The sequence below is a fragment of the Streptomyces sp. CA-288835 genome, from assembly GCF_050936385.1.
Lineage (GTDB): Bacteria > Actinomycetota > Actinomycetes > Streptomycetales > Streptomycetaceae > Streptomyces.
The window spans coordinates 8,816,615-8,842,790 of sequence record NZ_JBNJMW010000001.1; the positions used below are offsets into that span (position 1 = coordinate 8,816,615).

25 protein-coding genes are annotated in these 26,176 nt (G+C 71.4%); 12 read left to right on the forward strand and 13 right to left on the reverse strand.

Annotated features, from left to right (window positions below; genetic code table 11):
* The first annotated feature begins 32 nt into the window (after positions 1 to 32).
* Positions 33 to 848 carry a VOC family protein gene (locus tag ACQEVY_RS39815; RefSeq protein ID WP_165342812.1) on the forward strand — a complete coding sequence of 272 codons (816 nt, stop codon included), beginning with the start codon at positions 33 to 35 and terminating at the stop codon, positions 846 to 848.
* Positions 849 to 916: 68 nt separating this feature from the next.
* Here the strand turns inward: ACQEVY_RS39815 and ACQEVY_RS39820 are convergent, their stop codons facing one another.
* A complete protein-coding gene (locus tag ACQEVY_RS39820; protein ID WP_432954685.1) occupies positions 917 to 1,324 on the reverse strand; it encodes a CoA-binding protein in 408 nt (135 codons plus the stop codon).
* 113 nt (positions 1,325 to 1,437) lie between these two features.
* On the opposite strand from ACQEVY_RS39820, the gene ACQEVY_RS39825 reads away from it, so the two are divergent.
* From ACQEVY_RS39825 to ACQEVY_RS39835, 3 genes are read left to right on the forward strand one after another with little or no spacing between them, the layout of a single operon-like run.
* Positions 1,438 to 2,325 carry a helix-turn-helix domain-containing protein gene (locus tag ACQEVY_RS39825; RefSeq protein ID WP_432954687.1) on the forward strand — a complete coding sequence of 296 codons (888 nt, stop codon included), beginning with the start codon at positions 1,438 to 1,440 and terminating at the stop codon, positions 2,323 to 2,325.
* Positions 2,326 to 2,330: 5 nt separating this feature from the next.
* The gene (locus ACQEVY_RS39830; RefSeq protein WP_432954689.1) at positions 2,331 to 2,786 is read left to right on the forward strand and encodes a VOC family protein; all 456 of its coding nucleotides are present in this window, start codon (positions 2,331 to 2,333) and stop codon (positions 2,784 to 2,786) included.
* A gap of 58 nt (positions 2,787 to 2,844) precedes the next feature.
* Positions 2,845 to 3,585, forward strand: coding sequence for a class I SAM-dependent DNA methyltransferase (locus ACQEVY_RS39835; RefSeq protein ID WP_432954691.1), 741 nt, complete (start codon positions 2,845 to 2,847; stop codon positions 3,583 to 3,585).
* 9 nt (positions 3,586 to 3,594) lie between these two features.
* Here the strand turns inward: ACQEVY_RS39835 and ACQEVY_RS39840 are convergent, their stop codons facing one another.
* On the reverse strand, positions 3,595 to 4,488 hold the full coding sequence (locus ACQEVY_RS39840) for an arginase family protein (protein ID WP_432954693.1): 894 nt from the start codon (positions 4,486 to 4,488) through the stop codon (positions 3,595 to 3,597).
* Positions 4,489 to 4,705: 217 nt separating this feature from the next.
* Between ACQEVY_RS39840 and ACQEVY_RS39845 the strand changes: the two genes are divergently transcribed.
* The 3 genes from ACQEVY_RS39845 to ACQEVY_RS39855 all read left to right on the forward strand — a co-directional run bounded on the left by ACQEVY_RS39845 (position 4,706) and on the right by ACQEVY_RS39855 (position 6,785).
* Positions 4,706 to 5,491 carry a hypothetical protein gene (locus tag ACQEVY_RS39845; protein WP_432954694.1) on the forward strand — a complete coding sequence of 262 codons (786 nt, stop codon included), beginning with the start codon at positions 4,706 to 4,708 and terminating at the stop codon, positions 5,489 to 5,491.
* Complete coding sequence (locus ACQEVY_RS39850) at positions 5,488 to 6,060, forward strand: SixA phosphatase family protein (protein ID WP_432954696.1); 573 nt, start codon at positions 5,488 to 5,490, stop codon at positions 6,058 to 6,060. Before ACQEVY_RS39845 ends, ACQEVY_RS39850 begins: the two co-directional genes overlap by 4 nt.
* 92 nt (positions 6,061 to 6,152) lie before the next feature.
* A complete protein-coding gene (locus ACQEVY_RS39855; RefSeq protein WP_432954698.1) occupies positions 6,153 to 6,785 on the forward strand; it encodes a YigZ family protein in 633 nt (210 codons plus the stop codon).
* Here the strand turns inward: ACQEVY_RS39855 and ACQEVY_RS39860 are convergent.
* From ACQEVY_RS39860 to ACQEVY_RS39895, 8 genes are all read right to left on the reverse strand, one after another.
* On the reverse strand, positions 6,780 to 7,955 hold the full coding sequence (locus ACQEVY_RS39860) for a hypothetical protein (protein ID WP_432954700.1): 1,176 nt from the start codon (positions 7,953 to 7,955) through the stop codon (positions 6,780 to 6,782). The two genes, ACQEVY_RS39855 and ACQEVY_RS39860, sit on opposite strands and share 6 nt — an antisense overlap.
* A gap of 70 nt (positions 7,956 to 8,025) precedes the next feature.
* Positions 8,026 to 8,454, reverse strand: coding sequence for a hypothetical protein (locus ACQEVY_RS39865; protein WP_432954702.1), 429 nt, complete (start codon positions 8,452 to 8,454; stop codon positions 8,026 to 8,028).
* Positions 8,451 to 9,161 (reverse strand): vWA domain-containing protein, encoded by a 711-nt coding sequence (locus ACQEVY_RS39870; protein ID WP_432954704.1) that lies wholly within the window; start codon positions 9,159 to 9,161, stop codon positions 8,451 to 8,453. Before ACQEVY_RS39870 ends, ACQEVY_RS39865 begins: the two co-directional genes overlap by 4 nt.
* Before the next feature lie 41 nt (positions 9,162 to 9,202).
* Positions 9,203 to 10,426, reverse strand: coding sequence for a protein kinase domain-containing protein (locus tag ACQEVY_RS39875; RefSeq protein ID WP_432954705.1), 1,224 nt, complete (start codon positions 10,424 to 10,426; stop codon positions 9,203 to 9,205).
* Positions 10,423 to 11,739 carry a serine/threonine protein phosphatase gene (locus ACQEVY_RS39880; RefSeq protein WP_432954707.1) on the reverse strand — a complete coding sequence of 439 codons (1,317 nt, stop codon included), beginning with the start codon at positions 11,737 to 11,739 and terminating at the stop codon, positions 10,423 to 10,425. Before ACQEVY_RS39880 ends, ACQEVY_RS39875 begins: the two co-directional genes overlap by 4 nt.
* Positions 11,736 to 13,142, reverse strand: coding sequence for a hypothetical protein (locus tag ACQEVY_RS39885; protein WP_432954709.1), 1,407 nt, complete (start codon positions 13,140 to 13,142; stop codon positions 11,736 to 11,738). The genes ACQEVY_RS39880 and ACQEVY_RS39885 overlap by 4 nt, the downstream gene beginning before the upstream one ends.
* 91 nt (positions 13,143 to 13,233) lie before the next feature.
* Positions 13,234 to 15,648 carry a hypothetical protein gene (locus tag ACQEVY_RS39890; protein WP_432954711.1) on the reverse strand — a complete coding sequence of 805 codons (2,415 nt, stop codon included), beginning with the start codon at positions 15,646 to 15,648 and terminating at the stop codon, positions 13,234 to 13,236.
* Positions 15,649 to 15,860: 212 nt separating this feature from the next.
* Positions 15,861 to 16,259 (reverse strand): hypothetical protein, encoded by a 399-nt coding sequence (locus tag ACQEVY_RS39895; RefSeq protein WP_432954713.1) that lies wholly within the window; start codon positions 16,257 to 16,259, stop codon positions 15,861 to 15,863.
* Between the two features lie 391 nt (positions 16,260 to 16,650).
* On the opposite strand from ACQEVY_RS39895, the gene ACQEVY_RS39900 reads away from it, so the two are divergent.
* The gene (locus ACQEVY_RS39900; protein ID WP_432954715.1) at positions 16,651 to 17,814 is read left to right on the forward strand and encodes an exonuclease SbcCD subunit D; all 1,164 of its coding nucleotides are present in this window, start codon (positions 16,651 to 16,653) and stop codon (positions 17,812 to 17,814) included.
* Complete coding sequence (locus tag ACQEVY_RS39905; RefSeq protein ID WP_432954717.1) at positions 17,811 to 20,810, forward strand: AAA family ATPase; 3,000 nt, start codon at positions 17,811 to 17,813, stop codon at positions 20,808 to 20,810. The genes ACQEVY_RS39900 and ACQEVY_RS39905 overlap by 4 nt, the downstream gene beginning before the upstream one ends.
* A gap of 18 nt (positions 20,811 to 20,828) precedes the next feature.
* Here ACQEVY_RS39905 and ACQEVY_RS39910 read toward each other — a convergent pair whose 3' ends face one another.
* A complete protein-coding gene (locus ACQEVY_RS39910) occupies positions 20,829 to 21,281 on the reverse strand; it encodes an Lrp/AsnC family transcriptional regulator (protein ID WP_432954719.1) in 453 nt (150 codons plus the stop codon).
* Between the two features lie 189 nt (positions 21,282 to 21,470).
* Between ACQEVY_RS39910 and ACQEVY_RS39915 the strand changes: the two genes are divergently transcribed.
* From ACQEVY_RS39915 to ACQEVY_RS39925, 3 genes are all read left to right on the forward strand, one after another.
* On the forward strand, positions 21,471 to 21,941 hold the full coding sequence (locus tag ACQEVY_RS39915; RefSeq protein WP_432955643.1) for a rhodanese-like domain-containing protein: 471 nt from the start codon (positions 21,471 to 21,473) through the stop codon (positions 21,939 to 21,941).
* Between the two features lie 82 nt (positions 21,942 to 22,023).
* Positions 22,024 to 22,539, forward strand: coding sequence for an immunity 21 family protein (locus tag ACQEVY_RS39920; RefSeq protein WP_432954721.1), 516 nt, complete (start codon positions 22,024 to 22,026; stop codon positions 22,537 to 22,539).
* Positions 22,540 to 22,856: 317 nt separating this feature from the next.
* On the forward strand, positions 22,857 to 23,702 hold the full coding sequence (locus ACQEVY_RS39925; protein WP_432954723.1) for an SDR family oxidoreductase: 846 nt from the start codon (positions 22,857 to 22,859) through the stop codon (positions 23,700 to 23,702).
* 144 nt (positions 23,703 to 23,846) lie between these two features.
* Here ACQEVY_RS39925 and ACQEVY_RS39930 read toward each other — a convergent pair whose 3' ends face one another.
* Positions 23,847 to 25,538, reverse strand: a complete 1,692-nt coding sequence (locus ACQEVY_RS39930; RefSeq protein ID WP_432954724.1) for a DUF885 domain-containing protein — start codon at positions 25,536 to 25,538, stop codon at positions 23,847 to 23,849.
* 93 nt (positions 25,539 to 25,631) lie between these two features.
* A complete protein-coding gene (locus ACQEVY_RS39935; RefSeq protein WP_432954726.1) occupies positions 25,632 to 26,132 on the reverse strand; it encodes an Lrp/AsnC family transcriptional regulator in 501 nt (166 codons plus the stop codon).
* Positions 26,133 to 26,176: the final 44 nt, after the last annotated feature.

Below are 26,176 nucleotides of genomic sequence, written 5' to 3' on the forward strand. Positions count from 1 at the left end.
TCAGGAAGCCAGGAACGCAGGACGGAACGGCCATGAACCGTGACACCACAGTCCAAGACGATGTCATCACCAGTCAGTCGGTCTTCGGCGCCCCGTGCTGGGTCAGCCTCACGGCACGCGACGAAGCCGCCGCGGAGGACTACTACCACGCGGTCTTCGGCTGGAAGTTCCGGTCGATCCCGCTGGGCGACCGGTTCCGCATCGCCTACGCCAACGAGGTGCCGGTCGCGGGAATCGCGCCCGTGGCGTCCATGTGGCAGATGGCCGTCGCCTGGACCCCCTACTTCGCCGTGTCCAGCGCGGACGAGGCCGTGGCCCGGGGGCAGGAACGCGGCGGGACGACAGCGGTCGGCCCGATCGCGTTCCCGCCGGGCCGGGCCGCACTCCTCGCGGACCGCGACGGAGCGGTGTTCGGCATCTGGGAGGGCCGGCTGATCTCCGGCTGGGAGTCCTGGCGCCGGGCCGCCCCGGCCTTCGTACGACTGCACACCCGCGACGCCTTCGACGCCGCCATGTTCTACGGCGAGGTCCTCGAGTGGGCCTCCAAGAAGCCCGGCTGCTGCGAGGTCCACTACGAGGCGGACGAGGTCGTCCTGCGCAGTGAGGGCGGAGTCGTGGCGCGGATCCACTCCGGCGCCGTGGAGGCGGCGCCCGATCCCACGATCCGGCCGCACTGGCAGATCCACTTCGCGGTCCCCGACGTCGAGGCCTGCGTCGCCGCCGCGCGGGCCCACGGCGGCACCGTCGTCCGGGTCGGCACCTCACACACGGAGGTGCCCCCGACGGAGGCGGTGCTCCGGGATCCCGACGGGGCGCAGTTCACCGTGACCTCGCGCCAGAATCGCTGAGAACGGGCTGATGGCTCGCCGGACTCGGCCGAGGGGTGGCCGGTCTCAGGCGAGCCGGAATGCCGGTCTCAGCCGAGCCGCGGAATCTCGATGGCTGGGCAGCGGTCCATGACCATGTCGAGCCCCGCCGCGCGAGTGCGTTCGTACGCCGCCTCGTCGATGACGCCCAGCTGGAACCACACGGCCTTCGCACCGATGGCGACGGCTTCGTCGGCGACGGGACCGGCCAGGTCACTGTTGACGAACACATCGACCACGTCCACGTCGAAGGGGATGTCCGCCAGCGACGCGTACCCCTTCTCCCCGTGGACCGTCTCGGCCTTCGGATGTACGGGGACGATGCGCTTGCCGTAGCGCTTCAGGACGTCGGCGACTCCGTAGGCCGCCCGGCGCTCGTTCGTCGACAGTCCGACGACCGCCCAGGTGTCACCGAGCTCGGTGAGGATCTTGCGGACCGTAGCTGAGTCGCCGTACACGTTCGGCCTCCTTGGGGCGTCCTGCGGTGCCTGCTCTGGCAGGCAACAGCGGGCGGGCAGCGGTGATTCCCGCCCACTCGGCAAGCCCGGGTCGGGCCTCGCATACTGGCCGTATGGCGCACGGATCGGGGTGGGACGGCGAGGCAGTGCGGGAGTTCGTGCGGGGTGCGCCCGGGCTCTCGGGCCTGGTCGTGTCCGCGGTGGGTTACCGCTCCCGAGGGGTGCAGCCCGCCCTGCACCGAGGGCTGCCCTCACCGTTTCTGACCTTGATCTTCTCGCTGGACGGGCCCGTGACCAGCGGGCTCACCCCCGAGCAGGCGCGCGGCGACGACGCGGTACGCACCGACATCGTGATGGGCGGGCTGCACCAGCGCCCGGCGTATGTGATCCAGCCGGAGCACGAGGCAGGCATCCAGCTGGCCCTGCATCCCCTGGCGGCGCGCAGGCTGCTCGGGCTGCCGGCGGGTGCGCTCGCGGACCAGATCGTCGTGTCGGGGACGGATGTGCTGGGCCGGCGGGGTGCGGAGCTTCATGAGCGGCTGCTGGAGCAGACGGGGTGGGAGGCGCGGTTCGCCCTGCTCGCCTCGTACTTGAGAGGGCAGGTGTCCCGTTCGGAGGAGGGCGGGCGGGTGCGGCCCGAGGTCGGGGAGGCCTGGGCCTGGCTGGCCCGGCACCGCGGGGCCGGCACCCTGAACGGGCTGGCCGAGCATGTGGCGCTCAGTCCGCGCCGCCTCACCACGCTCTTCCGGGCCGAGACCGGCCTGAGCCCCAAGCAGGCCGCCCGGCTGATGCGCTTCGAGCACGCGAAGAGCATCGTCGTCCGCGGCGTCACCGAGGGAGCCTCGCCGAACCTGGCGCGGATCGCGGCCGATTGCGGCTACTACGACCACTCCCACCTGGTACGGGACTTCCACCAGTACACCGGCGTCAGCCCCACCGCCTGGCTCGCCGAAGAGTGCCGGAATATCCAAGCCGGAGGCCACCGGAGCGGCGAACAGTAGGAGGCATGACCACGAACACGACAGCAACCCAGGCAACCCAGCAGCAGCGTTCCCCCAGCGTCTGGCCGACGCTCCAGGCACACGACGCACCCGCCCTGATCGACTTCCTCGTCGACACCGTCGGCTTTCTGCGCACCGCCGTCTACGAGGACGGCGACCAGGTCGCCCATGCCCAACTCGACTGGCCCGAGGGCGGCGGGATCATGCTCGGCTCGTACGCCCCGGACAGCAAGCCATGGTCCCTGCAGCCGGGCACCTTCGGCGCGTATGTCGTCACCGACCGGGTCGACGACCTCTACGAGAAGCTGCGCGCGGCCGGAGTGAAGATCCTCCGCGAGATCGAGGACCAGCCGTACGGCAGCCGCGAGTTCCAGATCGCGGATCCCGAGGGCAACAGGTGGTCCTTCGGTACGTACCGGGGTGAGCCTTGCCCGGCCGGCGCCGTGGACGACAGGAACTGATCAGAAGCCGCCGAAAAATCGCGGGCGTCGGCCGGGCCGTCGGCGGTACGGTCCCCAAATGCTTGATGAGGACGGCTACTTCGGGGAAAAGGTGGCGGCCGGCTACGACGAGGCGGTGGCGGAGATGTCCCGCCCGGAGGCGGTGGATCCGGCGGTCGACCTGCTGGCTGGGCTCGCCGGCGACGGCAGGGCGCTCGAACTCGGCGTCGGCACCGGCCGGCTCGCACTGCCGCTGGCCCGGCGCGGCATCCAGGTCCACGGCATCGACATGTCGCAGGCCATGGTGGCCCGGCTGCGCGCCAAGCCCGGCGGGGACAACGTCGAGGTGACGATCGGCGACTTCGCCACCACACGGGTGGAGGGCACGTTCGCGGTCGCCTACCTGGTCTTCAACACGATCAACAATCTGACGACGCAGGACGCCCAGGTGGCCTGCTTCGAGAACGCCGCCGCGCATCTGCGGCCTGGCGGCTGCTTCGTCATCGAGGTGGGGATGCCGGAGCTGCGCCGGCTGCCGCCGGGGCAGAACGCCGTGCCGTTCCACATCAGCCAGACCAAGTGGGCATTCGACATCTACGACGTCGCCACCCAGGCGATGAGCTCGAACTACGTCACGATCGTCGACGGGCGCGCCGAGCACGAGTACTACCCGTTCCGGTACGTGTGGCCGTCGGAACTGGACCTGATGGCCCGGCTCGCCGGACTGCGGCTGCGCGACCGCTGGGAGGACTGGGACCGGGCGCCGTTCACCAGCGAGAGCCGCAAGCATGTCTCGGTCTGGGAGAAGCCCGCCGACTGACGGCAGGTTTCACTGATCGGTGCGTCGCGCCGACAGGCCACGGCACAGGCACTCGGTGAGGCGGGCGGCGATGCTGCCGTCGGGGTCGAGGCGGGGGTTGAAGATCGTGACGTCGAAGCCGACGGCTCGTTCGCCGGCGAACGCGGTCCGGAGCACGGCCTCGAGTTCCGTCCAGGTCAGTCCGCCGGGGATGCGGTAGTCGACCGCGGGCATCACGGCGTCGTCCAGTACGTCGACGTCGAGATGGACCCAGTAACCGCCGCTTCCGCCCCCGCTGAGCCGTTCAACCGCTTGACGCGCGGCGGTTTCGGCGCCGAGGGCCCGTACCGCATCGAGGTCCAGCGCGTGCAGTCCCGGCGGCAGCGGCTGCATCCCGGCCGCGGTGGACTCCTCGGTGTCGCGGAAGCCGAGAGCGACGACGTCCTCGTCCCTCAGCAGCGGACCACGGTCCTCCAGGTCGGTCAGCAGGCTGGGCCCGCGTCCGGTGGCCAGGGCGAGTTCCATCGAGGCCGCCTCGCCGGTCGGCTCCGCGGACGGCTGGTAAAAGTCGGTGTGGCCGTCGAGGAACAGCAGGCCGTAATGCCCCCGGCGGCGCAGGGCGAGAAGATTGCCGAGCAGGATGCTGCAGTCGCCGCCGAGGACCACGGGGAAGCCGCCCCGGTCCAGTACGCCGCCCACGGCATCGGCCAGCTCGACGGAGTACCGCGCGATGCCGACCGGGTTGAGCACTCCGGTGTCGGCGTCCCGCTTCGGGTCGTACGCGGCCGACTCGACCCTCCCAGCCACCGCCGCCCCGAGGCGGTCGTGCAGTCCGGCCTCGCGCAGCGCCTCCGGCAGATCCTGCACTCCGGACGGCCGCAGCCCGAACACGGACGGCGCCTCGATGACCGTCAACTCCCGCACGCCCGAACCCCTTTGTCCGCCGACATGCCCGAGGGCGCGGGCTGTTCGAGCACCGCCGCCACAGCACCATAGTGCCGCAGATCGGACACTCTCTCGTGGGCTGCCGCCGACCCGTTGCGGCCCGGATCGACCGGGTGCGGCCGCGTCCGCCAACGCCCGGCTGCCGAATGACGCACGTCCCCCTGCGCCCGGCCGCCCGCGGGCCTACGCTCACCCCGTGCTCCGTATCACCGACGCCCGAACCGGGCAGCCCGCCGACGCCGCCCCCGCCCGCCGCGGCCTGACCCGCGTCGAGGCCCATGTACCGCGCGCCGACACCACCGGCCTGCGCGTCCTCTTGGTCGCCGACATCCTCGTACGCGCCCTGGAACTCAACGGGACGCCCGTCTGGACGGTGCTGACCGCCCCGGAGGGACATACGGAACTCCGGGAACGCGCCTCGGCCCTCGGCATCCGGCCCTTCGAAGACCACCGGGCCGGCGAACCGGCGCTGGGCGAGGCACAGGTGCTCCATGTGGTCGCGGCTTCGGAAGGCCCGGACGGCGACGAGGACGCCGAGGCGCCGGATGGCGTACGCGTCGAGGTCGCCCCCGTGCACGACGAGTTCCCGTCCGATGACGAAAGCGGCGGCCCGGCGCAAGAGGGCAGCGTGGAGGGCGACCCCTCAGCTCTGCGCCTCGCCCTGCTCGCGCGGCCCCGCAGCGAACCCCTCCGGCTCGGACCGGCCGCCCTGGCCGACGCCGAGAAAGTCCTCAGCCACTGGCGGGGAGCCGTCGCCACCTGGGCCACGCATCCGTCCGGTCCCATCCCCGATCCCGTACGCCAGCAGCTGCGCGCCGCCTGGGAGGACGACCTGGACGTGCCCGCCGTACTCGACGTACTGCGCCGAGTCGCGACCTCCCAGACCGTTCCCGACGGCGCCCGCTTCGAGACGTACGCCTACGCCGACCGTCTCCTCGGCCTCGAACTCACCCGTGACATCGGCCGCGGGACCCCGTCATGAACGCGCCCGCCGGAGCGCCCCAGCGCCGCCGCCTCGTCATCCTGCGGCACGCCAAGTCGGCCTGGCCGGACGGTGTCGCCGACCACGAACGACCGCTCGCACCGCGTGGCCGCCGCGACGCCCCGGCAGCCGGCCGCGCCCTCGTCGCCGCCGACCTGCGGCCGGACCTGGCGCTCTGCTCGACCGCCGTACGCGCCCGCCAGACCTGGGAACTGGCCGCGGCGGAATGGGCCACACCTCCTCCCGTACGCCACGATCCGCGGCTGTACGGGGCCGACGTACCCGAGTTGCTGGCAACGGTGCACGAAGTGGCCGACGAGATCAGGACGTTGCTGCTGATCGGGCACAACCCCGGCCTTGAGGAGCTGGTGCTCACCCTGGCCGGGGACAGCCTCGATGACGCGCTGGACGAGGTCCGCACGAAGTTCCCGACGTCGGCGATCGCGGTCCTCACCTGGTACGGCGACACCTGGCGGTCCCTCGGCCCCGGCATGGCCCTGCTCACCGACATGACCGTGCCGCGCGGCAAGAAGAAGCCTGACAAGAAAATGCGGGACAAGAAGGGCTGACTTTCGCGGCGCGTGGCCCCGACGGGAGGCACGCGCGCGTGCGGAACGTTTTCGAGTGCGGCCCCTTCCCGTGCGGCGCATACGCTGGCCCGATGCAGGACGAGTACCGCACGGTGGCCCGCGCAGGCGTGCACGAGACCGAAGTCAACCGCTCCCGCTTCCTGTGCGCGCTCGCCCCGGCGGCCACCGAACAGGAGGCCCAGGAGTTCATCGCGGCCGTCCGCAAGGAGCACGCGGACGCCACGCACAACTGCTACGCGTACGTCATCGGCGCCGACGCCTCCGTGCAGAAGGCGAGCGACGACGGGGAACCGGGCGGCACGGCCGGCGTCCCGATGCTCCAGATGCTGCTGCGCCGCGACCTGCGGTACGTCGTCGCCGTAGTCACCCGCTATTACGGCGGCGTCAAGCTCGGCGCGGGCGGCCTCATCCGGGCATACGGGGGAGCGGTCGGCGAGGCCCTGGACTCCGTCGGCACCCTCACACGTAAACGTTTCCGTCTCGCCACCGTCACCGTCGACCACCAGCGGGCCGGCAAGGTACAGAACGACCTGCGCTCGACGGGCCGCGAGATACGCGACGTACGCTACGGAGAGGCCGTCACCCTCGAAATCGCCCTCCCGGACGCGGACGTGGAGTCGTTCCGGGCGTGGCTGGCCGATGCCACGGCGGGGACGGCGGGGTTCGAGCTGGGGGGAGAGGCGTACGGGGACGCCCGCTCATGACGGTGACGGTTCCGGGGTGAGGTCCTCCTCGCCGATCTGGGTGTCCGCGTTGTAGATGGTCACGACTCCGTCGTGGATCACATAGCGGTACGGGTCGTTGTAGGCCTCATACCCGTCGGACGTCTCCTCGGCTTCCATGGCGATGCCTTTCTCGCGCTGGTCGCTGAACTCGCCGAAGTAGTACAGCGAACCGTCCGTGGTGCGGCACAACGTGATCTGCTTGTTCGCCGTGCGGAACGCCTCGACCAGTTCGGCGCCGTCGCCGCTGGGGAGTTCCGCCGCGATGCGGCCGGGGCAGGCGGGCGCCGTGCTGGCCGGGGTGGAGCCGCCGTCCGGAGAGCCGTCGGAGTCGAAGGCGTTCTCGCACCCCTCGACCAGCGCCCCCAGCACGCCCCAGATGACGATGGCCCCGACGCAGCCGCCCAGCCAGTTGGACTTCTTCGCGGGCGACGGCCGTCCAGGGCGCGGCGGGGGCATGGGGCGCGGGGTGTACGTCGGGCCCGGACTCGGAGTGGTCGGGGCGACGAAGGGGGCCGTGGGCGGTCGGTAGCCCGTGGGGCCCGGCGGGGGGAAGAAGGCTCCGTCCGTTCGTGCGCCGGAAGAGGCGCTCGGACGGGTGCTCCCGGCGTGGGGACGCGCACCGCCGGCCGACGTGCCGGTGCCCGAGGATCTCGGAGGCGTTCGCTCCCGGGGCGTCGAGGTGGTGGGCCGCGTCCTCTTCGGCGTGGGTTTCTTGGGTGTCGTCTTGCGCGGGGCTGCCGCCTTCTTGGCTCCGGAATCCCCGGACGACGGGGTCTTCGGCGCGGTCTTCTTGGTGGCCGTCTTCCATCCCGTGCCGCAGACGATGCAGGAGAGGTCCCTCCGCCCGTTGTTGGTGTCGCACTTCGTGCAGCGCCAGTCGGCGGACGGCCGCGCGGTCCCGGGCCGCTTGGCGGCGGGACGGGCGCCACCCGCACGGGAGGACGTGGACTTGGGTGAGGCCGAACCCGCGCCGGAGGACTCGGACTTCGCCGGCTTCGAGCCGGTGCGTTTGGCCGCGGGCTTCGGGGTGGTCGAGCTCGCGCGGGGCGCGGCGGCAGACCGGATGCCTCCGCAGATCGTGCAGGACGTCTCCGCGGGATCGTTGTACGTGTCGCAGTCCGCGCAGCGCCAGTTGGCCGATGCCGCCACCCCTTGCTCTCCTCCTGTTGGTTCGTCCGGGACCGGGCCGACCGTGAATCTCCGCCGGCCGCCGCGAGGTTCAGCCGGGGTCGTCGGCGACCCGAGCCATCACGTCCTGGAACAGTTCTTCGGACGCCGGGCCCGCGGGCGCGACGATCCACTGCTGCGAGTCCACCGGGGTCCGCTCCAGCACCGTTTCCTCGCCGGCGTCATCCTGGCGCTCAGGGACCCCGTAGCGGCGCCGCAGCACCTCGGTGTACTCCTCCGCCTCGCGCACCCGGTCCGGCGGAACGTCCACCCGGATCACGAGGAGCCCCGGAGTCGGACGTTCTTGTGCCCGCAACTGGAAGATCCACTGGTGGGCTCCGTCCGGGCCTTGTGGCACCAGCCTGATCGAGGCGCAGTGGCGCACGTTCGATGTGATCCGGCAGAACCGGTGCCAGTCGAGGATCAGAAGGCCGTCACTGTCGCACTCCAGCTGAAAGTCCGGCCGCCAGTCCAGCTTCACAGGCTGTTCGCGATCGTCTCGATGATCTCGTCCATCTCGAACTCCTCCAGGCCCTGGCCAGCCTTGGAGGCGAAGTGAAGTGTGAGGTCCCACTCTTCGGCGATCGGGTCCGACCAGGGGCTCTCGTCCGGCGCGAACAGCACCAGCCGCTTCGCCGACTGCTCCATGACCGCGGTCTGACTGCGGGCATAGCCCCACTGTTCGAAGAGCTCGTCGATGCCGCGGGGGATGCCCGCGGGATACGTCGGGGCCGATGTGCCGATGGTGCCCAGCGGATGGGCGGGCGCGTCGGTGAACATCACGATCACATGGCGGCGACGGTCGAGCCCCGTCTCCCAGGGGGAGTTGATCGCCAGAGCGAGCGCCTCCAGGCCCGACTCGGGGATGTCGCCACCGCCGGTGGCGTCGATACCGCGGACGAAGTCCTCGAAGTCCCTGGCCTGCGATGGCAGATGGAGGAACTCGGTCTGCTGGATGGCGTTCGAGGCGTCGTCGCCGAAGTCACGGAAGGCGATGACCTTCAGCCGCAGCTGGCTGATCGCCTTGCCCTTCTTGGCCATCACGTCGTTCAGCCGGTCGTGGAACTGCAGAGCACTCGACTTCACGTTGTCGAGGACGGGGAACATGCTCCCCGTGGCGTCGACGCACAGCACGATGTCGACGGCGTACTGCAGATTTCCCTGGTACTGCTCGATGTTGGCGCTCATTGCGGGGTTTCTCCTGGTAGTGGGGCGGACGGGGCGGGTGGTCACGAGGAGCCGCGGCCGGAGTCGCGATCGCGGTTGCCCAGATTGATCCGGACTCGGGAGGACCGCGGAGCGGGAGCGCCCTCGGACGGCGGTGTGGGCGCGGGAGGCGCTGCCTCGGTCGCGGGCGGTGGAACGGGCTTCGAAGGCGACGGTGACGGTGACCGCTCGGCCGTCCGGCTGCCGCCCGGGCGTCCCGTCGACTTGAGATTGGTCTTGATACGGCTCGTCCGTGGGCCGGAATCCGCCGGCTCGGCCGCGCCGGAATCGGCGGTCCCGCCGGTGGCTTCCCTCGCTGGGCCCTTGACGGTGGCCGTGCCGGGGCGTCGGTGCTGCAGAGCGCAGACCTTCGGATCGGCGAGTGTCTTCAGGAACGTCGCCATCCGGGGCCGGCTTCTGGCGGTCCGCGTGGTCATGGCTCGCAGCAGACCCATCATGGTGTCCGACAGGCGGGTGTCCAGGTCGAGTTGCTCGCCCGCGTTGACCGCGTCGGCCGGCGAGCCATATCGCTTGTCGTGGTGCGGCAGTTCGCCCGTCAGGTAGAGGTGGGTCATCAGCCCGAGTGCGAATACGTCGACCGCGCAGGTCAGATGCTCGGGGCCGGCCGAGTCCTCGCGCTGCATATACCTTCGCCACTCGGGCGCGCCGTAGACCGAGTCGCCCGCAATGTCGTCAGGGTCCGGCGGATTCCCCGAGACATACGAGTCGTCGAAGTCGATCAGCTTCGCGGTGTGGAACGCGGCGCCGTCCCGCTTCTGCACAAGGACATTCAGCGGTTTGAGGTCCCCGTGCACGACGTCGATGTCGTGGAGTTGCTTCAGACTCATGCCCAGGGTCTTCAACAGCACCATCTTCTGGCGGGGTTCAAGAGCCTGCGGCTTCTCCAGACTGGAGGTGTCGATCCGTTCCGTGACCTTGTAGTACGTGCTGCCCTCGTGGAAGAAGTCCGTAGCGAGCACCAGGTTTCCGCCGCCGCGCGCGTCCGGGCGCAGCCGCTTCATGATCGTCCGGTGCCGCTCCTCGAACTCGCGGGCGAGCTGGCGGCGGATCCGCAGACTCGGCGTATCACGCGTGTCGTCGTCGCGGGGCCGCTTTGGCTCCAGGAACCTCTTGACGAAATACTGTGAGCCCCCCTTCTCGGCGAACGCCCATATGCATTTGCCGCCGTTGGCGTTCGTGGGCTCGCTCGTGATGCGGTAACCCCCGATGACATCGCCCTGCTTCATGCGCGCTCCTCGGGTGCGGGCGGCAGATGCATCTCGTAGCCGGCCCGGTAGGTGTGCCACGTGGTGTCCTGCCAGTCGCGGACACGTGCCGGAAGCCTCGCGGGATCCTCCGGTGCCGGTGCCGGTGCCGCGACGCCTTCGGACGCGGCGGCCGGGCGGTCCAGGCCGCGCGGCCGGCTGTGTACGTAGCGGTCGGTCAACTCCCGGTAGCGGGGCCCGAACCGGTCGCGGAGTTCCTCGAACGTGGAGTAGCCGAGGGCCAGTACGGCGAGCGAGGCGTCGTCCGCCGTGTAACTCTGCACCTCGCGACGGATCAGGTCGGCCCACTCGCCCTCGTTGTGGGCCTGTTGCAGCGTGCTCAGCAGCAGGCACTCGAAGTCGGGCGGGGTGTGCACGTAGCCGAAGAACCCGTCGGTCGCGACCACCAGGACACAGGGCATCTGATACCGCAGCCGCTGGCTGTCGATCGCGAACTCGCGGTCGGCGCATACCAGATTGGTCATCGGCGGGTCCGTGCGCAGGAGTTCCAGGGCGTCGCTCTCCTGGGTGTGGTCCCGGGTCAGCACCTGCAGGCCGGCCTCCTCGCCCAGGACGTACGCCCGTGAGTCCCCGGCCCACAGCGGCTGCAGTTCCAGGCCGCCTTGGGCGTCGAGTACGCGGTAGTGCACGGCGGCAAGCGTGGTGGGCAGTTGGCGGCGCATGGTTCCGCTGATCTTGCTGCGGCGCTGCGGAGCGGATGCCAGGAAGTACTGGAGGTACTCGTGCAGGGTCTCCGGTGTGGCCGGTTCGCCGCCCGTCGACACCTCGCGGAACCAGCAGTCGGTTGCCAGCCGTGCCACGCGCGCGCCGACCCACGCACTGGTACGGGACGTGCCGTCCGGGGCCTGCCACACGGGTGCGGCGCCGGCGCCGCCGGACCCGTCGAACACCGAGAGCAGGCCCTGCAAGCTGAGCGAATGATGGGCGACGAAGGGTTCGGCGTCCTCGCCGCGGCCCGGAACGCGCTCGGTCCACACGGACAGGGCCTGCAGTCGAGGGTGGCTCTCGCACCAGATCCGCTGCGGCGGCGACCGGTCCGCGGAGGTCCGGTCCACGAGCCCGTCGGGGCTCGACCCGCGCTCCTCCGCCCGCACCACCGGACGCCCAGCCGCGCCAGACGGGTCCGCTGCCGTCGTGGAGGCGCGCGGCGGCTGGGGCGACGGGTCCCACCAGGCGGCCGAACCCGACGGGTACGGCTGCGGGGCGGCCGGCGGCGAGCCGGGCGGCGCGCATGCGGGGGCCGGCCGCCGGTCCGAACGGTCGTGATCGGTCATCGGTGCTCCCCGTCGTGCCCTGAGGTGCCGGATGTGCCCCCGCGTGGGCGCTTGGCGGTTCCGCGCACCCTGCTCACCCGGGGGGCCGCAGGTGCCGAGGACGCGACGTCCGGATCGGTGGTCGGGCCGGAGCCGGTGTGCTTCGCGTCCGCGGGCCCGCTGTCGGCGGAGCGACGCGCGGTGGGCACGTCCTCGGAACGCTCCTCCCGCGTGGCGTCCTTCGTGCTCGGTGCCTCGGACGGTCGCCGGTCCGGGCTCGTACCGCTCGCCTCCGGCAGCGGTTCGTCGGCGGGTGGCCCCGGGACGCGGGAGGAGCCGGAGACGCGGCTCGCGCCGGTCGCCCGTCCGTCCCGCAATCCCCGCGACCGGCGGGCGGTCTCACCGCCCAACCGCCCACTGTCCGTGCCGCCACGGGAGGAGGGACGACCGGCGTCCTCGTCGTACCAGTCGCGGAGTACCTCGCCCTTCAACGGTTCGCGTGCGAGCTCGGCATCGTCGGATTCGGGCACCGCCTCGTCCGGCCCTGCCTCCAGAGCGCGGGCCAGGCTGCCGCGGAGCCGCCCGCGACGCGTAGCGGCCTCGAACAGTCCGTCGCCGTCGCGGAGCACCTCATCGAGGACCGCACGCTCCAACTCGGCCTGTTCGAAGGGTTCGCGGTCGGCGTCACCGCGCTCCAGGACCATGCGCATGACCTCGCGGCGGACCTCCCGCTTCTCCGCCTCGTTCTTCTCGATCCACGCGAGGGCGGCGCGTGGGCCCTCCTTCTCCATGATCCCGGCGATCAGCCCGTCCACGCCCTCCTCGCGGATCATGTCCAGGTGACGCCTGCGGCGCATACCCTCGAGCCGTGTCTCGCGCACGACGTCACGGAACTCCCGCCCGCTGGCGGTGATCTCGTCCTCGTCGATGAGTAGCTCGATCTGGATGTTGCGCAGCCGGATGGCGTCATCGCCGGTGAAGGTGGCCAGGGCGACGTTGAGGGCCATCTCCGCCTCGTGGAACTCCGCGATGTCGTAGTCCCGGGCGACCGAGCGCAGCGTCTGACGAAGAACGCCGTACAACGCGCCGCTCATATCCCGGATGCCGCGCTGGACGACCTTCGCGGGGTCGGCGACCCGGCACACCAGGTCGACCCGGCTACGGAAGGAGAACGCGGGGTCGCGGCTGATCAGGGGGATGTCCAGGATGAGCCGGTGCTCCGTCATGTCGACGGTGAACACGCTTTGGTACGTCCCGAACCGCGAGGAGGGGATCTCCTCACCGCTGCGGATCGTCAGCGACGAGCCGCTGTCCCGGACGAGGACCAGGGCGCGGCCAGGCGCGGGCGGCCGCAGCGGATTCGTCAGCCGCCACTTGGGCAGCGCCTCGCTGCCCAGCACCGGGTCGTAGGTCTGTTCCTCCAAGGTTTCTCCCCTCCCTCTTCCTGCACTCGTTCATCTGCTGTCTGTTGCTGCGCCGGATCGCGAAGTCCCGGTGGCGTCACGCCCGAACCGGTCACGACGCACGCTCCACCGCCCGCCGCAGCCGTTCCGCGTTGGCGGACGGGCGGTCACGGTCGGCAGCCCACTTCGCCAGCCACCACAGCAACCGGTCGCGGTGCCGTCCGGGCCTGCGGGCGATGGCGACGAGGAGCTTGGCGATCTCATCGAGTGCCCCGGGAGTCCTGCCGTTGTACGCCTTGTACTCGCCGTTCTCGTCGATCCACTCGCGCAGCGCCTCCAGCGCGGAGTCCTGCACCGGCCGCCGGGCCAGCGCCCGAGCCCACAGCTCTGCGAGCCGGTCGCCGTGCCGCGGCAGGCCGCTCAGCAGCGCGGGCACGCCGGGGACGTACGCGTGGCCGATGTCGTCCGCGCCGACGACGGGCTCCTCGTATGGCCGGGAAACGGTGAACACGAAGGCGGAGAGGGTCTTCACGACCATGGGGGACAGATCCTGGGGCTCGGACCAGTCCAGGTAGCCGTCCAGGAGGACCCCGGCCTGCCCCTGGTGGATGAGGTGAACTCCGCCCCAGGCCACCGAGGGCAGCGTCCCCCAGTCGTCCTTGCGGTCCAGCGCGCTGCGCAGCACGGCCACCGCCCGGTCCGGGGAAGTGCGGCCCAGTAGTCCGCCCACCGCGTTGGCCGCCGTACCGGCCAGTCGTCGCTGGTACGCCGAGGCATCACCGCGGGCCCAGCGGTGCAGCAGCTCCCAGACCGCGTCGGCGGTCTCCGGACGGCTGCCCGCCACGCCCAGTGCGGTGGCCGCGGCCTGCCGCAGGGGCCAGGACGTGCTGCCTGCCCAGGCCGTGAGGTACCGGTGCACGGCGTAGTGCGGATCGGCAAGGGCGAGGACACCGGCCGCGACGGCCGCCCGGGCGCGCACCTCCAGGTCGGCGTGGTTCAGCAGCCGGCGCAGCCAGTCGAGGACGGCATCGCGGCGGCCGTCGAGCGCGTTCCAGGCGTAGGCGAGGATGACCTGGCCGAGCAGGGCGTTACGGAAGCGGACCCGGGGCGGACCGGCACCGAACGCCCCGTCATCGGGGAAGTCCAGCCGAATCCACTGCTGTTCGTGCCCGAGACGGTCGCCGAACCGCAGGTCGGGCGGTGCCTCGTCGGGCGGGGCGAGAACGGCGCGCAACTTCACCGCGGCGTCCGCGACCGTGAGGTAGCCGCTTTCCTCCAGTACGGCGGCGGCCAGGGCGAAGGCGACCGCCTCGGGCCCGCGGTGTCGGTTGAACCAGGCGCGGACCTGGTCGCTCGGATCGTGCAGCGCCGCCACCGTCGCTGCCACGTCGCCCCCGGCGCTGATCACGGAGGCCAGCCGGACGGCATTGTGGGCCGCGGGCTGTTCGCTCAGCGCGCCCACCGCGCCTGTGCTCCCCAGCAGAGCCTTGAGATCCGCGTGCGCGTCGGCACTGCCGGCATGTCCCAGGACGCGCCGCTCGACGATGGCCAGGGGGTCGACCGGTGCGAGCGAGTGCCGGGCGACGTGCTCGCCGCCCGGCCCGGCCGCGAGTACATCGAGGTCATGCCCCCCGGTGAGCACCAGATGGCAGTCCGCGGCACGCAGGGCGGCGACGACGGCCGCCAGGCGGTGCAATCCACCACCGGACTCGCCCCACGGCATGAGGCCCGCCGACGCCACCGCGCCCGGCACGCCGAACGCTCCCGCGAAGTCCCGTACGCCGGCCGGACCGTCCTCCAGAACCGCCAGGTAGCCGGCGTTCTTGGCCGGGGGTTCCCAGCCCGGTTGCAGTACGGCCGCGGGAATCAGCAGCCGGTGGCAGCCACCCTCGCTGCCGCCCAGGGCCAGCGACTCTGCGAGCAGGTTCACGGCCGTGGCCTCCCGGCCGCTGCCGGGCGGCCCGGTCAGCACCAGCAGACGTCGCTCGCGCAGGGCGTCCAGGGCTTCGTCGTACCCGTCGGGCTGCACGAACAGCTCGGTGTGCTCGGCGAGTTCGGCCGCCTCCAGAGCCAGGACGGATGCCCCGGCCGGACGGGTTCGCGTCGCGTGCGCGTCACCGGTGTGGAATCCCCCGCCGAAGCTCACGGTCTCGTTGAAGAGAGCCAGGGTGCCGATGCGGGTTCCTGACGCGTCCGCGTTCAGCCGCTGGGCGATGAGGTCGGCGATGGCTCCGGCCCGCAGAGCCTCGGACCGCTCGGCCTCGTCGTGCCCGCCTCCCTCTGTGAGGGAGCGGAGGGCGTCCGACTCACTGACCGGTCCGTCCTGCTCCTCAGCGAGCGGACGACGCTCGGGAGTGGCTGCCTTCTCGTCCTTGGTGTCCGGCGACCCGGCCTCCGAGGAGTCTCTCTTCGAATCCTTGGGGTCCTTCGGGGCTTTTGCTTCCCTTGGCTCCCGGGGTGAATCGGTTCGTTTCTCAGCGGTCCCGGCCCCGGCACGGGGGCTCTCAGAGGCGGTGTCCTCGCTCATCGCTCCTGGTCTTCGGCCTTGGCTCTATGACGGGCGGGCGGTGCGTTCGCCCGGCCGTGAACCGGGCGAACGGATGCGGTACGGGTCGGATCTCGCCGAGGCGAGTACAGACCCGCGCTCCGTGCGGCAGCTGCGACTCCGGGCCGGGGAAGCTCCGGCGGCGATGTCCGACCGGCCGGTGCCGTCCACTGGGCCCTGGTGACTACGCGGCCCTACGACGTCTTCCAGTCCCCCTGCACTTCGACCTTGCCGTTGAACACGTGGGCGTTCTTGATCAGCGCCGCCGTGATCTGTGCGCCGTCCTTGCCCTGTGCGGCGACGGCCTCGTCGACCAGTCGCCGGATTTCGGCCTCGAACTCCGGGTCCAACAGCATGTGCGCCGCGAGGAGCCGCTCCAGCGTCTGATGGGCGCTTTCGTCATCCGGGGCACCGGTCACGCGGTCCAGAGCCTGCTCCGCGTCCGCGTCGCCGCGAAACCGCGCGCGTATCCGCTCGACGAGCCGTGCACCGCCGCTCCAGCCGACGCGGCCGGCCTCCTGGCCTGCCGATTCGAGCGCTCCCTTGACCACGAGCGCGACACCTGCGGCCGCGGCGGCCGTCACCGGATCCATATTCGATTCCCCCGAATTTCCGCTTTTCAGCAAAGAGCGGAGTCAATCTAGGGGGGCGGGTGTGCGGCAGGGTGCGCTTCATGCAAGGTTGGCCGAAAGTAGCCGAACGGTCACCAGGAGCATCAGGTGGGCGTGGTCACGAGCAGGTATCGGGCGAAGAACTCAGAGCGAGAAGTGCGTGAATCGAACGAGGAAGTTGGCTCAAAACTGACCTGATCGACGGTCACGTCCACCTCTGCGGCACCGCAGTTGGACGTGACCGTGAGGGAAGGGCTGCGAGTTGCGCCGGGACGAGGGCGGCCGTCTACACGACGGCGGGACAGGCTGGGCGCGAGGCCGATACGGCAGTAGCCGCCTGTGATGTCCGACCCGGCCGTTAGTCTCGGGGATCATGAGGCTGCTGCACACTTCCGACTGGCATCTCGGCCGGGCGTTCCACCGGGTCAACATGCTCGGCGCCCAGGCCGAGTTCATCGGCCACCTGGTCACGACCGTGCGCGAGCGCGGGGTGGACGCGGTGGTCGTGTCGGGGGACGTGTATGACCGGGCGGTGCCGCCGCTGGCCGCCGTCGAGCTCTTCGACGACGCCCTGCACCGGCTGGCCGACCTGGGTGTGCCGACGGTGATGATCTCCGGGAACCATGACTCGGCGCGTCGGCTGGGGGTTGGGGCCGGGCTGATCGACCGGGCGGGCATCCATCTGCGGACCGAGCCTTCGGCGTGCGGTACGCCCGTGGTGCTGGCCGACGACCACGGCGATGTGGCCTTCTACGGGCTGCCGTATCTCGAACCCGCCCTGGTGAAGGACGAGTTCGGGGTCGAGAAGCCTGGTCATGAGGCAGTGCTCGCGGCGGCTATGGAGCGGGTCCGCGCCGACCTCGCCACGCGCGCGCGGGGCACCCGTTCCGTCGTCCTCGCGCATGCCTTCGTCACCGGGGGAGAGGCCAGCGACAGCGAGCGGGACATCACGGTGGGCGGGGTCGCGGCCGTACCGGCCGGGGTCTTCAACGGGGTCGACTACGCGGCGCTCGGTCATCTGCACGGCAGCCAGACCATCACCGAGCGCGTGCGCTACTCGGGCTCTCCGTTGCCGTACTCCTTCTCGGAGGCCGAGCACCGTAAGAGCATGTGGCTGGTCGACCTGGGGGCGGACGGTTCGCTGGACGCCGAGCGGATCGACTGTCCCGTACCGCGCGCTCTCGCCCGTATCCGGGGGCAGTTGGAGGACCTGCTGGCGGACCCGGAGCTGGCGCGCCACGAGGAGGCGTGGGTCGAGGCGACCCTCACCGATCCGGTGCGGCCCGCCGACCCGATGGCACGGCTCTGCGAGCGCTTCCCGCACACGCTCAGCCTTGTCTTCGATCCCGAGCGGGCCCCGGACGATCCGGACGTCTCGTACGCCCGGCGGCTGGCGGGACGCAGTGACCAGGAGATCGCGGAGGACTTCGTGGCCCATGTGCGCGGAGCGGGGCCCGACGCGCGCGAACAGGCCGTGCTCCGGGACGCGTTCGACGCCGTACGCGCCGACGAGGCCGTCCACGAGGTGGCCCGATGAGGCTGCACCGGCTGCACATCACCGCGTTCGGGCCCTTCGGCGGGGCCCAGTCGGTCGACTTCGACGAGTTGTCGGCCGCCGGGCTCTTCCTGCTGCACGGGCCGACCGGTGCGGGCAAGACCTCGGTGCTGGACGCGGTCTGCTACGCCCTGTACGGGTCGGTGCCGGGCGCTCGGCAGAGCGGCCAGGGCATGGCGCTGCGCAGCGACCACGCCTCGCCCGGCACCCGTACCGAGGTCCGGCTCGAACTCACCGTCGCCGGACGGCGGTTGGAGATCACCCGGCAGCCGCCCTGGGAGCGTCCCAAGAAGGGCAACCGGCCGGGCACGACCGTCGACAAGGCCCAGAGCTGGCTGCGTGAGTACGACGTGGCTGCGGGCTCCTGGAAGGATCTCAGCCGCTCCCATCAGGAGATCGGCGAGGAGATCACGCAGCTGCTCGGCATGAGCCGCGAGCAGTTCTGTCAGGTCGTACTGCTGCCCCAGGGCGACTTCGCACGCTTCCTACGGGCCGACGCCGAGGCCCGCGGCAGGCTCCTCGGCCGGCTCTTCGATACCCGCCGGTTCGCGGCCGTCGAACAGCGCCTGGCCGAGCTGCGACGCGCCGCGGAGGCCCAAGTTCGCGAAGGGGACGCGGAGTTGCTCGCTGACGCGCACCGTATGCAGCAGGCCGCGGGGGACATCGTGGAGCTGCCGCTGCCCGATGCGGCACCCGGAGACCCGGGGCTGGCCGAGTCCGTACTGTCCTGGGCCGCGATCGCCCGCAGCACGGCACGCGAACGCTTCACCGTGGCGCACTGCGCGCAGAAGGCCGCCGAGTCGGGGCAGTCGGAGGCGGATCGTGTTCTCGCTGACGTACGCGAAGTGGCGCGGTTGCAGCGGCGGTTCGCCGAGGCGCGGGAGCGGGCCGCGCGCCTGGAGGAACGCGCCGAGGCGCACCGGGAGGCTCGGGCGTGGATGGAGCGGGCTCGCAAGGCCGAGGCCGTGGCGCCCGCGCTGTCCCTGCGCGACGCGGCGGAGGCCGAGCACCGGCGGGCGGCTGCCGACGAGGCACGCGCGCGTGCGCTGCTCCCGGAGACCTTCGCCGACGCCGGCGCCAGTGGTCTCGCGGCTGCCGCGCGCAAGGCCGCCGAGGAGCTGGGCGGCCTGGAGTCGGCCCGCCGAGCCGAGCACCGGCTGGCCGAACTCGCCTCCGAACGCGAGAGGTTGGACCGCCAAGAGCGCGCCGACGAGGATGTGCTCCAGGACGCGGAGAGCTGGCTCGCCTCCTGGGAGACGACGCGTGCCGGGCTCCAGGCCCGTATCGAATCCGCGCAGGAGGCCGCCAACCGCGCCGAGCAGTTCGCCGTCCAGCGCGAGCCCGCCCGGGTACGGCTCGAGGCGGCACGGCTGCGCGACCAGCTCGCCGGCGACACGGACGACGCCCAGGCGCGCGTGCTCGCCGCACGGGAGCGCGCCGCGGACGCCCGCGCCCACTGGCTCGACCTCAAGGAACAGCGCCTGAAGGGCATCGCCGCGGAGCTCGCCGCCGCCCTCGTGGACGGCGAACCCTGCGCGGTCTGCGGCGGCACCGAACACCCGGCGCCCGCCCGGAAGATCGCCGGGCACGTGGACCAACAGGCGGAGGAGTCCGCGCTCGTCGCCTACCAGGAAGCCGACGAGCAGCGCGCCGAGGCCGAGCGGCGCCTCGGCCTCGTACGCGAGGCGCTGGCCGCTGCGACCGCCGAGGCGGGCGACACGCCCACCGAGCAACTCGCCGAGCAGGCCGGGGAGTTGGCGCGGCAACACGCCGAGGCGCGCGCCGCCGCCTCCGGTCTGCACGCGGCGGGTGAGGCCCTGCGACAGGCCGAGCGCGAGCACGAACGCCGTCTCGCCGCTCACCAGGAAGCCGCGCTGCGCGCCGCTTCGCGTGCCGCGCGCCGGGAGACGCTCGACCGCGAGGGGGCTGGGTTGGCGGAGGAGTTGGCGCAGGCCCGGGGCGCTGCGGGCAGTGTCTCCGCGCGGGCCGCACAACTGGAGCGGCAGGCCGCGCAGCTCACCGAGGCCGCGGACGCCGCGCGCCTCGCGGCGGACACCGCGCAGCGGCTCAAGGACGCCGACGCGCGACTCGCCGACGCGGCCTTCCGCGCCGGGTTCGACACGCCGCAGGCCGCGGCGGCCGCGCTCCTCGACGACGCGGCCCACCGCGAACTCCAACGGCGGCTCGACGCCTGGCAACAGGAGGAGGCGGCCGTACGGGCCGTTCTCGCCGAAGCCGACACCGCGGCAGCTGCACAGCAGCCTCCCGCCGACCTCGCCGCCGCGGAACAGGCCGCCGCCGACGCCGCCCGCCGGGCCCGCGAGGCCGCATCCGCCCGCGACGCCGCCGACCGGCGCTGCACGGAACTCGACCGGCTCACGCACCGGGCCACCGCGTCCGTGCGCCGACTCGGCCCGCTGCGCGAGGAGTACGACCGTGTGGCCCGCCTCGCCACCCTCGCCGCGGGCACCTCCGCGGACAACGAACGCAAGATGCGCCTGGAGTCCTACGTCCTCGCCGCCCGCCTGGAACAGGTCGCGGCCGCCGCGACCGCACGCCTGCAGCGCATGTCCTCCGGCCGGTACACCCTCGTCCACTCCGACGATCGTGCCGGGCGCGGTCGCAGCGGCCTCGGACTGCACGTCGTCGACGCCTGGACCGGCCGCGAACGCGACACGGCGACGCTGTCCGGCGGCGAGACCTTCTTCGCCTCCCTCGCCCTGGCCCTGGGGCTCGCGGACGTCGTCACCGATGAGGCGGGCGGCGTCCGCCTCGACACCCTCTTCATCGACGAGGGCTTCGGCAGCCTCGACGACCAGACGCTCGACGAGGTGCTCGACGTGCTCGACTCGCTGAGGGAGCGGGATCGTAGTGTCGGCATCGTCAGTCACGTACCGGATCTGCGGCGTCGCATTCATGCCCAACTGGAGGTGGTGAAGGGGCGGTCGGGGTCGGTTGTGCGCCAGCGGGGGCGGTGAGCGATGCGGGGGTCGGGGTCAGGGGCCGATACCGATGGGGCGTCGGGGCAGTGGTGACGAGTAGACGACGCTCGTGGTTACCGAGCCGAGCGTGGCGATTTTGCCCGACACCTCCTCCAGGTGGCTCATGGAGCGCACCGCGACCTTGATGACGAAGCAGTCGTCGCCCGTTACGTGGTGGGCTTCGAGGATCTCGGGTGTCGCGGCGACGAGGTCGTGGAACGGCTTGTAGTTCGCGGTCGGGTAGCGCAGCCGGACGAATGCCATGATCGGCAGGCCCAGCCTCTCCGGGTCCACGACCGCCGCGTACCCCTGGATGACGCCGGCCTCCTCCAGCCTGCGCACTCGTTCGGTGACCGCGCTCGCGGACATGGAGACGGCGCGCGCCAGATCGGCGAAGCTCGCCCGGCCTTCGCGTTGAAGGACCTCGAGAATGCGCCAGTCGGTGGCGTCCGGGGAATACGCGGTCATGGTCGAGGAATAGCAGAGGAATTCCCGGCTGACCATGGGTGAGGCCGTGGATCGCCTCTTCAGGCGGGCGGATTACCGGCCATAGATTCTTGGGCACGGAACCCGACGGAAGGCCACACCGTGACCAAGACCGCGACCCCGACTGGAACGGCGACTTCGACTGCGTCCGCTACCGGCAACAGCACAACCATCGCCGCAGTGAACCCCGTTCTGCGCGTGCCCCCGGCGTCTCCCACCGCGGCCGCCGCTCACTTCGGGGCGAGCCTTGCCTTCCACGCTGACGTGTCCGACGTCGCCGCCGCGCTCGCGGCCGACGGCGACCCCGGCTTCGTCGTCCTCGATTCCCGCTCCACCGAGTCCTGGGACCAGGGTCATGTGCCCGGTGCGATCCATCTGCCCACCGCCCTCATCCCGGACCAGGCCGAGCAACTCCTCGACAAGTCCGCGCCGGTCGTCACCTACTGCTGGGGCCCCGGCTGTAACGGCGCGACCCGTGCCGCGCTCGCCCTCGCTCAACTTGGCTTCCAGGTCAAGGAGATGCTCGGTGGCTTTGAGTACTGGGTGCGCGAGGGCTTCGAGTTCGAGACCCGGGAGGGGCGTGAGCGGCGTACGCCCGACGGGTTGACGGCGCCGGTCGATGCGGCGGACTGCGGTTGCTGAGTGCTTGTGCTCCAAGTTGCCCTTGTGGCGCGTGCGTGACGCACCCATTTACGTGTCGCGTGGTGCGTGTAGCTTCTGCCGCATGGTGAGTCACGCGGAGCAGGGTGCGGTCGAGTGGGTGGAGTCGGGCGGTGGGCCCCTCATTGCGATTCCGGAGGTGGTGTTGCCGTTCTGGACGGGGGCGGACGGCGTCGAATTGGCTTCCGACTACGACCGGGCCTGTGACGTGGACGGGTACATCGGTCTGCTTCCGGTCGGCAACACCACGGCCCTCGTTCTCGGCGACGATCCCGCCTCGACCGCCTATCTGCCCGAGTACGGGACCTTCGTACGGTGGTGCGCCGCGGAGTCGGAGGGTCAGTTGCTGGCCGGTGTTCCGGCGGCCCTTGACGCGGCGGTGTGGCAGCGGGAGGTGCACTGGGACGTCCCGGGAGCGGTGGTCCTGTTCGACGCGGCTTGGGCCGGCAACTCTGCCGAGAAGGCGGGGCATGTGCGGGTCGCGCTGGACGCGGGGCGGTACTTGGTCCGGGCGGCGTATGCGGAGCCCGGGCCCGAGACGTGGCTGGGGCTGGTCCAACTTCGGCGGATCGCCAGCTGACCGTCCGAGGGGGGCGGGGTGCCTCCGGCGGTTGGGCGGGTGCGGCGCCGTCGTGGTTGCTCGCGCAGTTCCCCGCGCCCCTTGGGTGGTTGGTGGGTGCGGGGCCGCGGTCCGGTGCGTCAGCCCGTCGCCAACGGGGCATACGGCCCCTTGCTGGTACAGGGTTCTGGTGTGCCCAGACCGAAGCTAAGCGACGGGCATAGGACGCACCGGCCCACGTCCCCTCCCGCCGGCGGGAGGGTGCCGGTTTCGTCGGGGTGCTGGCCGCGGAAAAATCATGTGCGGGCCAGGCGCTTGCCCCACCATCATGGTTCGCTATGCCCCAACTTCCGCATCCCACCGCCGAATCGCTGCGTCGCGAACCCTTGCCGCTGCGCGGACGTACCGCCCTCGTGACCGGTGCCAGCAGACGGGGAGGCATCGGTTATGCCGTGGCTCGGCGGCTTGCCGCGTATGGAGCGAGTCTGTATCTGCACCACCATGTGCCGCATGACGCCGCTATGCCCTGGGGTGCCGATCGGCCCGAGGAGGTGGCTGAGGGTGTGCGCGAGGTGCTGGGGGACCCGGAGGCGCAGGTCGTGGACGGTCCGGGGGACTTGTCCGATCCGGCCGTGCCCGCCGAACTGGTCGTGCGGGCCGCGGACGCGCTTGGTGGACGTATCGACATCCTTGTCGCCAACCATGCGCTGAGCGGCTTCGACGGGACCCTCGATGAGATCGACACCGCGATGCTCGACGCGCACTGGGCCGTCGACACCCGCTCGGTGATCCTCCTCGTCCAGGCCTACGCCCGGCTGCGGGCCGCGTTGCCGCCACGGACGTCGGGCGGGCGGATCGTGATGATGACCTCCGGGCAGGACATCGCGAGCGGCATGCCGGGCGAGATCGCGTACGCCCTTCAGAAGGGCGCCCTCGCTTCGATCACCCGGTCCCTGGCGACCACTCTCGCCGAGTACGCGGTCACGGTGAACACCGTCAACCCAGGCCCTGTGGACACGGATTACATGACCGGCGACGCCTATGCGGCCATCGCCGCCATGTTCCCGGCCGGCCGGTGGGGCATGCCCGACGACCCCGCCCGCCTCATCGCATGGCTCGCCACGGATGAGGCGGAGTGGGTCACCGGACAGGTCATCAACTCGGAGGGCGGGTTCCGGCGCTGAGCGTTCCGCCAGGAATGCGGTTCGAGAGCGCGGGTCCGTCGTGGCCGATCGCCTCACGCGGCCGAGCGGCACATTGGCTCAGCCCCGCGCCCCCAAAGGGGCGCGGTAGCCGCACCGGACTTCGCGAAGTCCCCCCAGCGATGATCAGAGCTGGGACAACTCGTCCACCAGATCGTCCAGCCCCAGCGACCCCTGCGACAGCGCCGCCATGTGCCAGGCCTTGGCGTCGAAGGCCGCGCCGTGGCGGCGGCGGGCGTTCTCGCGGCCCAGCAGCCAGGCGCGTTCGCCGAGTTTGTAGCCGATGGCCTGGCCGGGGATGGTCAGGTAGCGGGTCAGTTCGCTTGCCACGTAGTCCGCGGGGCGGCTGCAGTGCGCGCCGTAGAACTCCTCGGCCAGTTCGGGTGTCCAGCGCTCGCCGGGGTGGAAGGGGGAGTCGGCCGGGATTGCCAGCTCCGCGTGCATGCCGATGTCGACGATGACGCGGAGCGCGCGCATCATCTGGGCGTCAAGGTAGCCGAGCCGCTGCTCGGCGTCCGTGAGGAAGCCCAGCTCGTCCATGAGCCTCTCCGCGTACAGCGCCCAGCCCTCACAGTTGGCGCTGACGCCGCCGATCGTCGCCTGGTAGCGGGAGAGGTTCCCGGCCACGTGCGCCCACTGCGCCAGCTGGAGGTGATGGCCGGGGACGCCCTCGTGGTACCAGGTGGAGACCAGGTCGTACACCGGGAAGCGGGTCTGCCCCATCGTCGGCAGCCAGGTGCAGCCGGGGCGGGAGAAGTCCTCCGACGGCGCCGTGTAGTACGGGGCTGCCGCACTGCCCGGCGGGGCGATGCGGGACTCCACCTTCCGTACCCGCTCGGCGAGTTCGAAGTGTGTGCCGTCGAGGGCCTCGATCGCCTGGTCCATCAGACCCTGCAGCCAGTCGCGGACCTCGTCGACGCCCTCGATGTGCCGGCCGTGCTCGTCGAGGTGCGCGAGCGCCACCCACGGCGTCTCGGCGCCGGGGAGGATCTTCTCCGCCTCCTCCTTCATCTCGGCGAGCAGCCGGTGGTACTCGGCCCAGCCGTATGCGTACGCCTCGTCGAGGTCGAGATCCGTACCGTTGAAGTAGCGCGACCAGCGCGCGTACCGCTCACGGCCCACGGTGTTCGGCGCCCCCTCGATCGTGGGCGCGTACACCTCGCGCATCCAGTCGCGCAGTTCGACGACGGCCGCGGTCGCCGAGCGGGCGGCCTCGTCCAGTTCCGTACGCAGGGAGTCTGGACCCGCCGACGCGAAGTCCTCGAACCAGCCGCGGCCCGAACCGTCCGTGTCCGACCACTCGTTGAGCTGGCCTATGAAGGTCGCGGTGGGGCGGGGTGCGGCGTACAGCTTGCGCTCCAGGCCGAGGGCGAGGGATTCGCGGTAGCCGGCCAGCGCGGTCGGCACCGCGCGCAGCCGCTCGGATATCGCGGCCCAGTCCTCGTCCGTCTCGGCCGGCGTCACAGTGAACACCTCGCGCACCGAGTGCGCGACCGTGGCCAGGTTGCCGACGGACCGCAGCCCCTCGTCGGCCTCGTGCACGGCGAGTTCGGCGGTCAGCCGCTCGCGCAGCAGACGTCCGCAGCGGCGCTCGATGTCACTGTCCGCACCCGGCTGCCGCTCCGCCTCGTCAAGCTTCGCGAGCGTGGCCCGCGCAAGGTCGGCGACCGCCTCCTGACCGGCGGGCGAAAGGTCGGGCAACCTGCTGGAACTCTCCTTCACGCCGAGATACGTACCGGTGACCGGGTCGAGGGCGATGAGGTCGTCGACATACGCGTCGGCGACCTCGCGGGGCAGCGGGCTCTTCGTCTGTGACATGCGGACATCCTCATACGAGGAGGCCGTGCGCGTCAGCCCGATATACGGGCAGGCCAGGTAGGTCTGGCCGATATACGGGCGGCGGCCGTGCGGTCAGCCCGTTTCCGCGCCGGTCGTGCGCGGGGCGGGCGGCAGCAGCGGCCCGCACTCCCACTGCTGGAAGATCAACCGGGTCTCGACGCGGGCCACTTCGCGCCGCGAGGTGAACTCGTCGATGACCAGGCGCTGCAGATCCGCCATGTCCGCCACCGCGACATGGACGAGATAGTCGTCGGGGCCGGTGAGATGGAAGACGGTACGGGACTCCGGCAACGCCCGGATCCGCTCCACGAACGGGCCCACCAACTCCCGCCGATGCGGCCTGACCTGCACGGACAGCAGCGCTTCAAGCCCCCGCCCCAGCTTGGCCGGATCGAGCCGCAGCTGATGACCGAGGATGACGCCCGCGCGGCGCAGCCGCGTCACCCGGTCCAGGCAGGTCGAGGGCGCGACGCCGACCTGAGCGGCGAGGTCGCGGTAGGTGGCCCGTGCGTCGTTCTGCAGCAGCCGCAGAAGATGGAGGTCCACCGGATCCAGTACGACAGATTCGGACATTGCCCGAACGTAGCACGGGATTTTGCGTCCCTGTCCCGGCCACT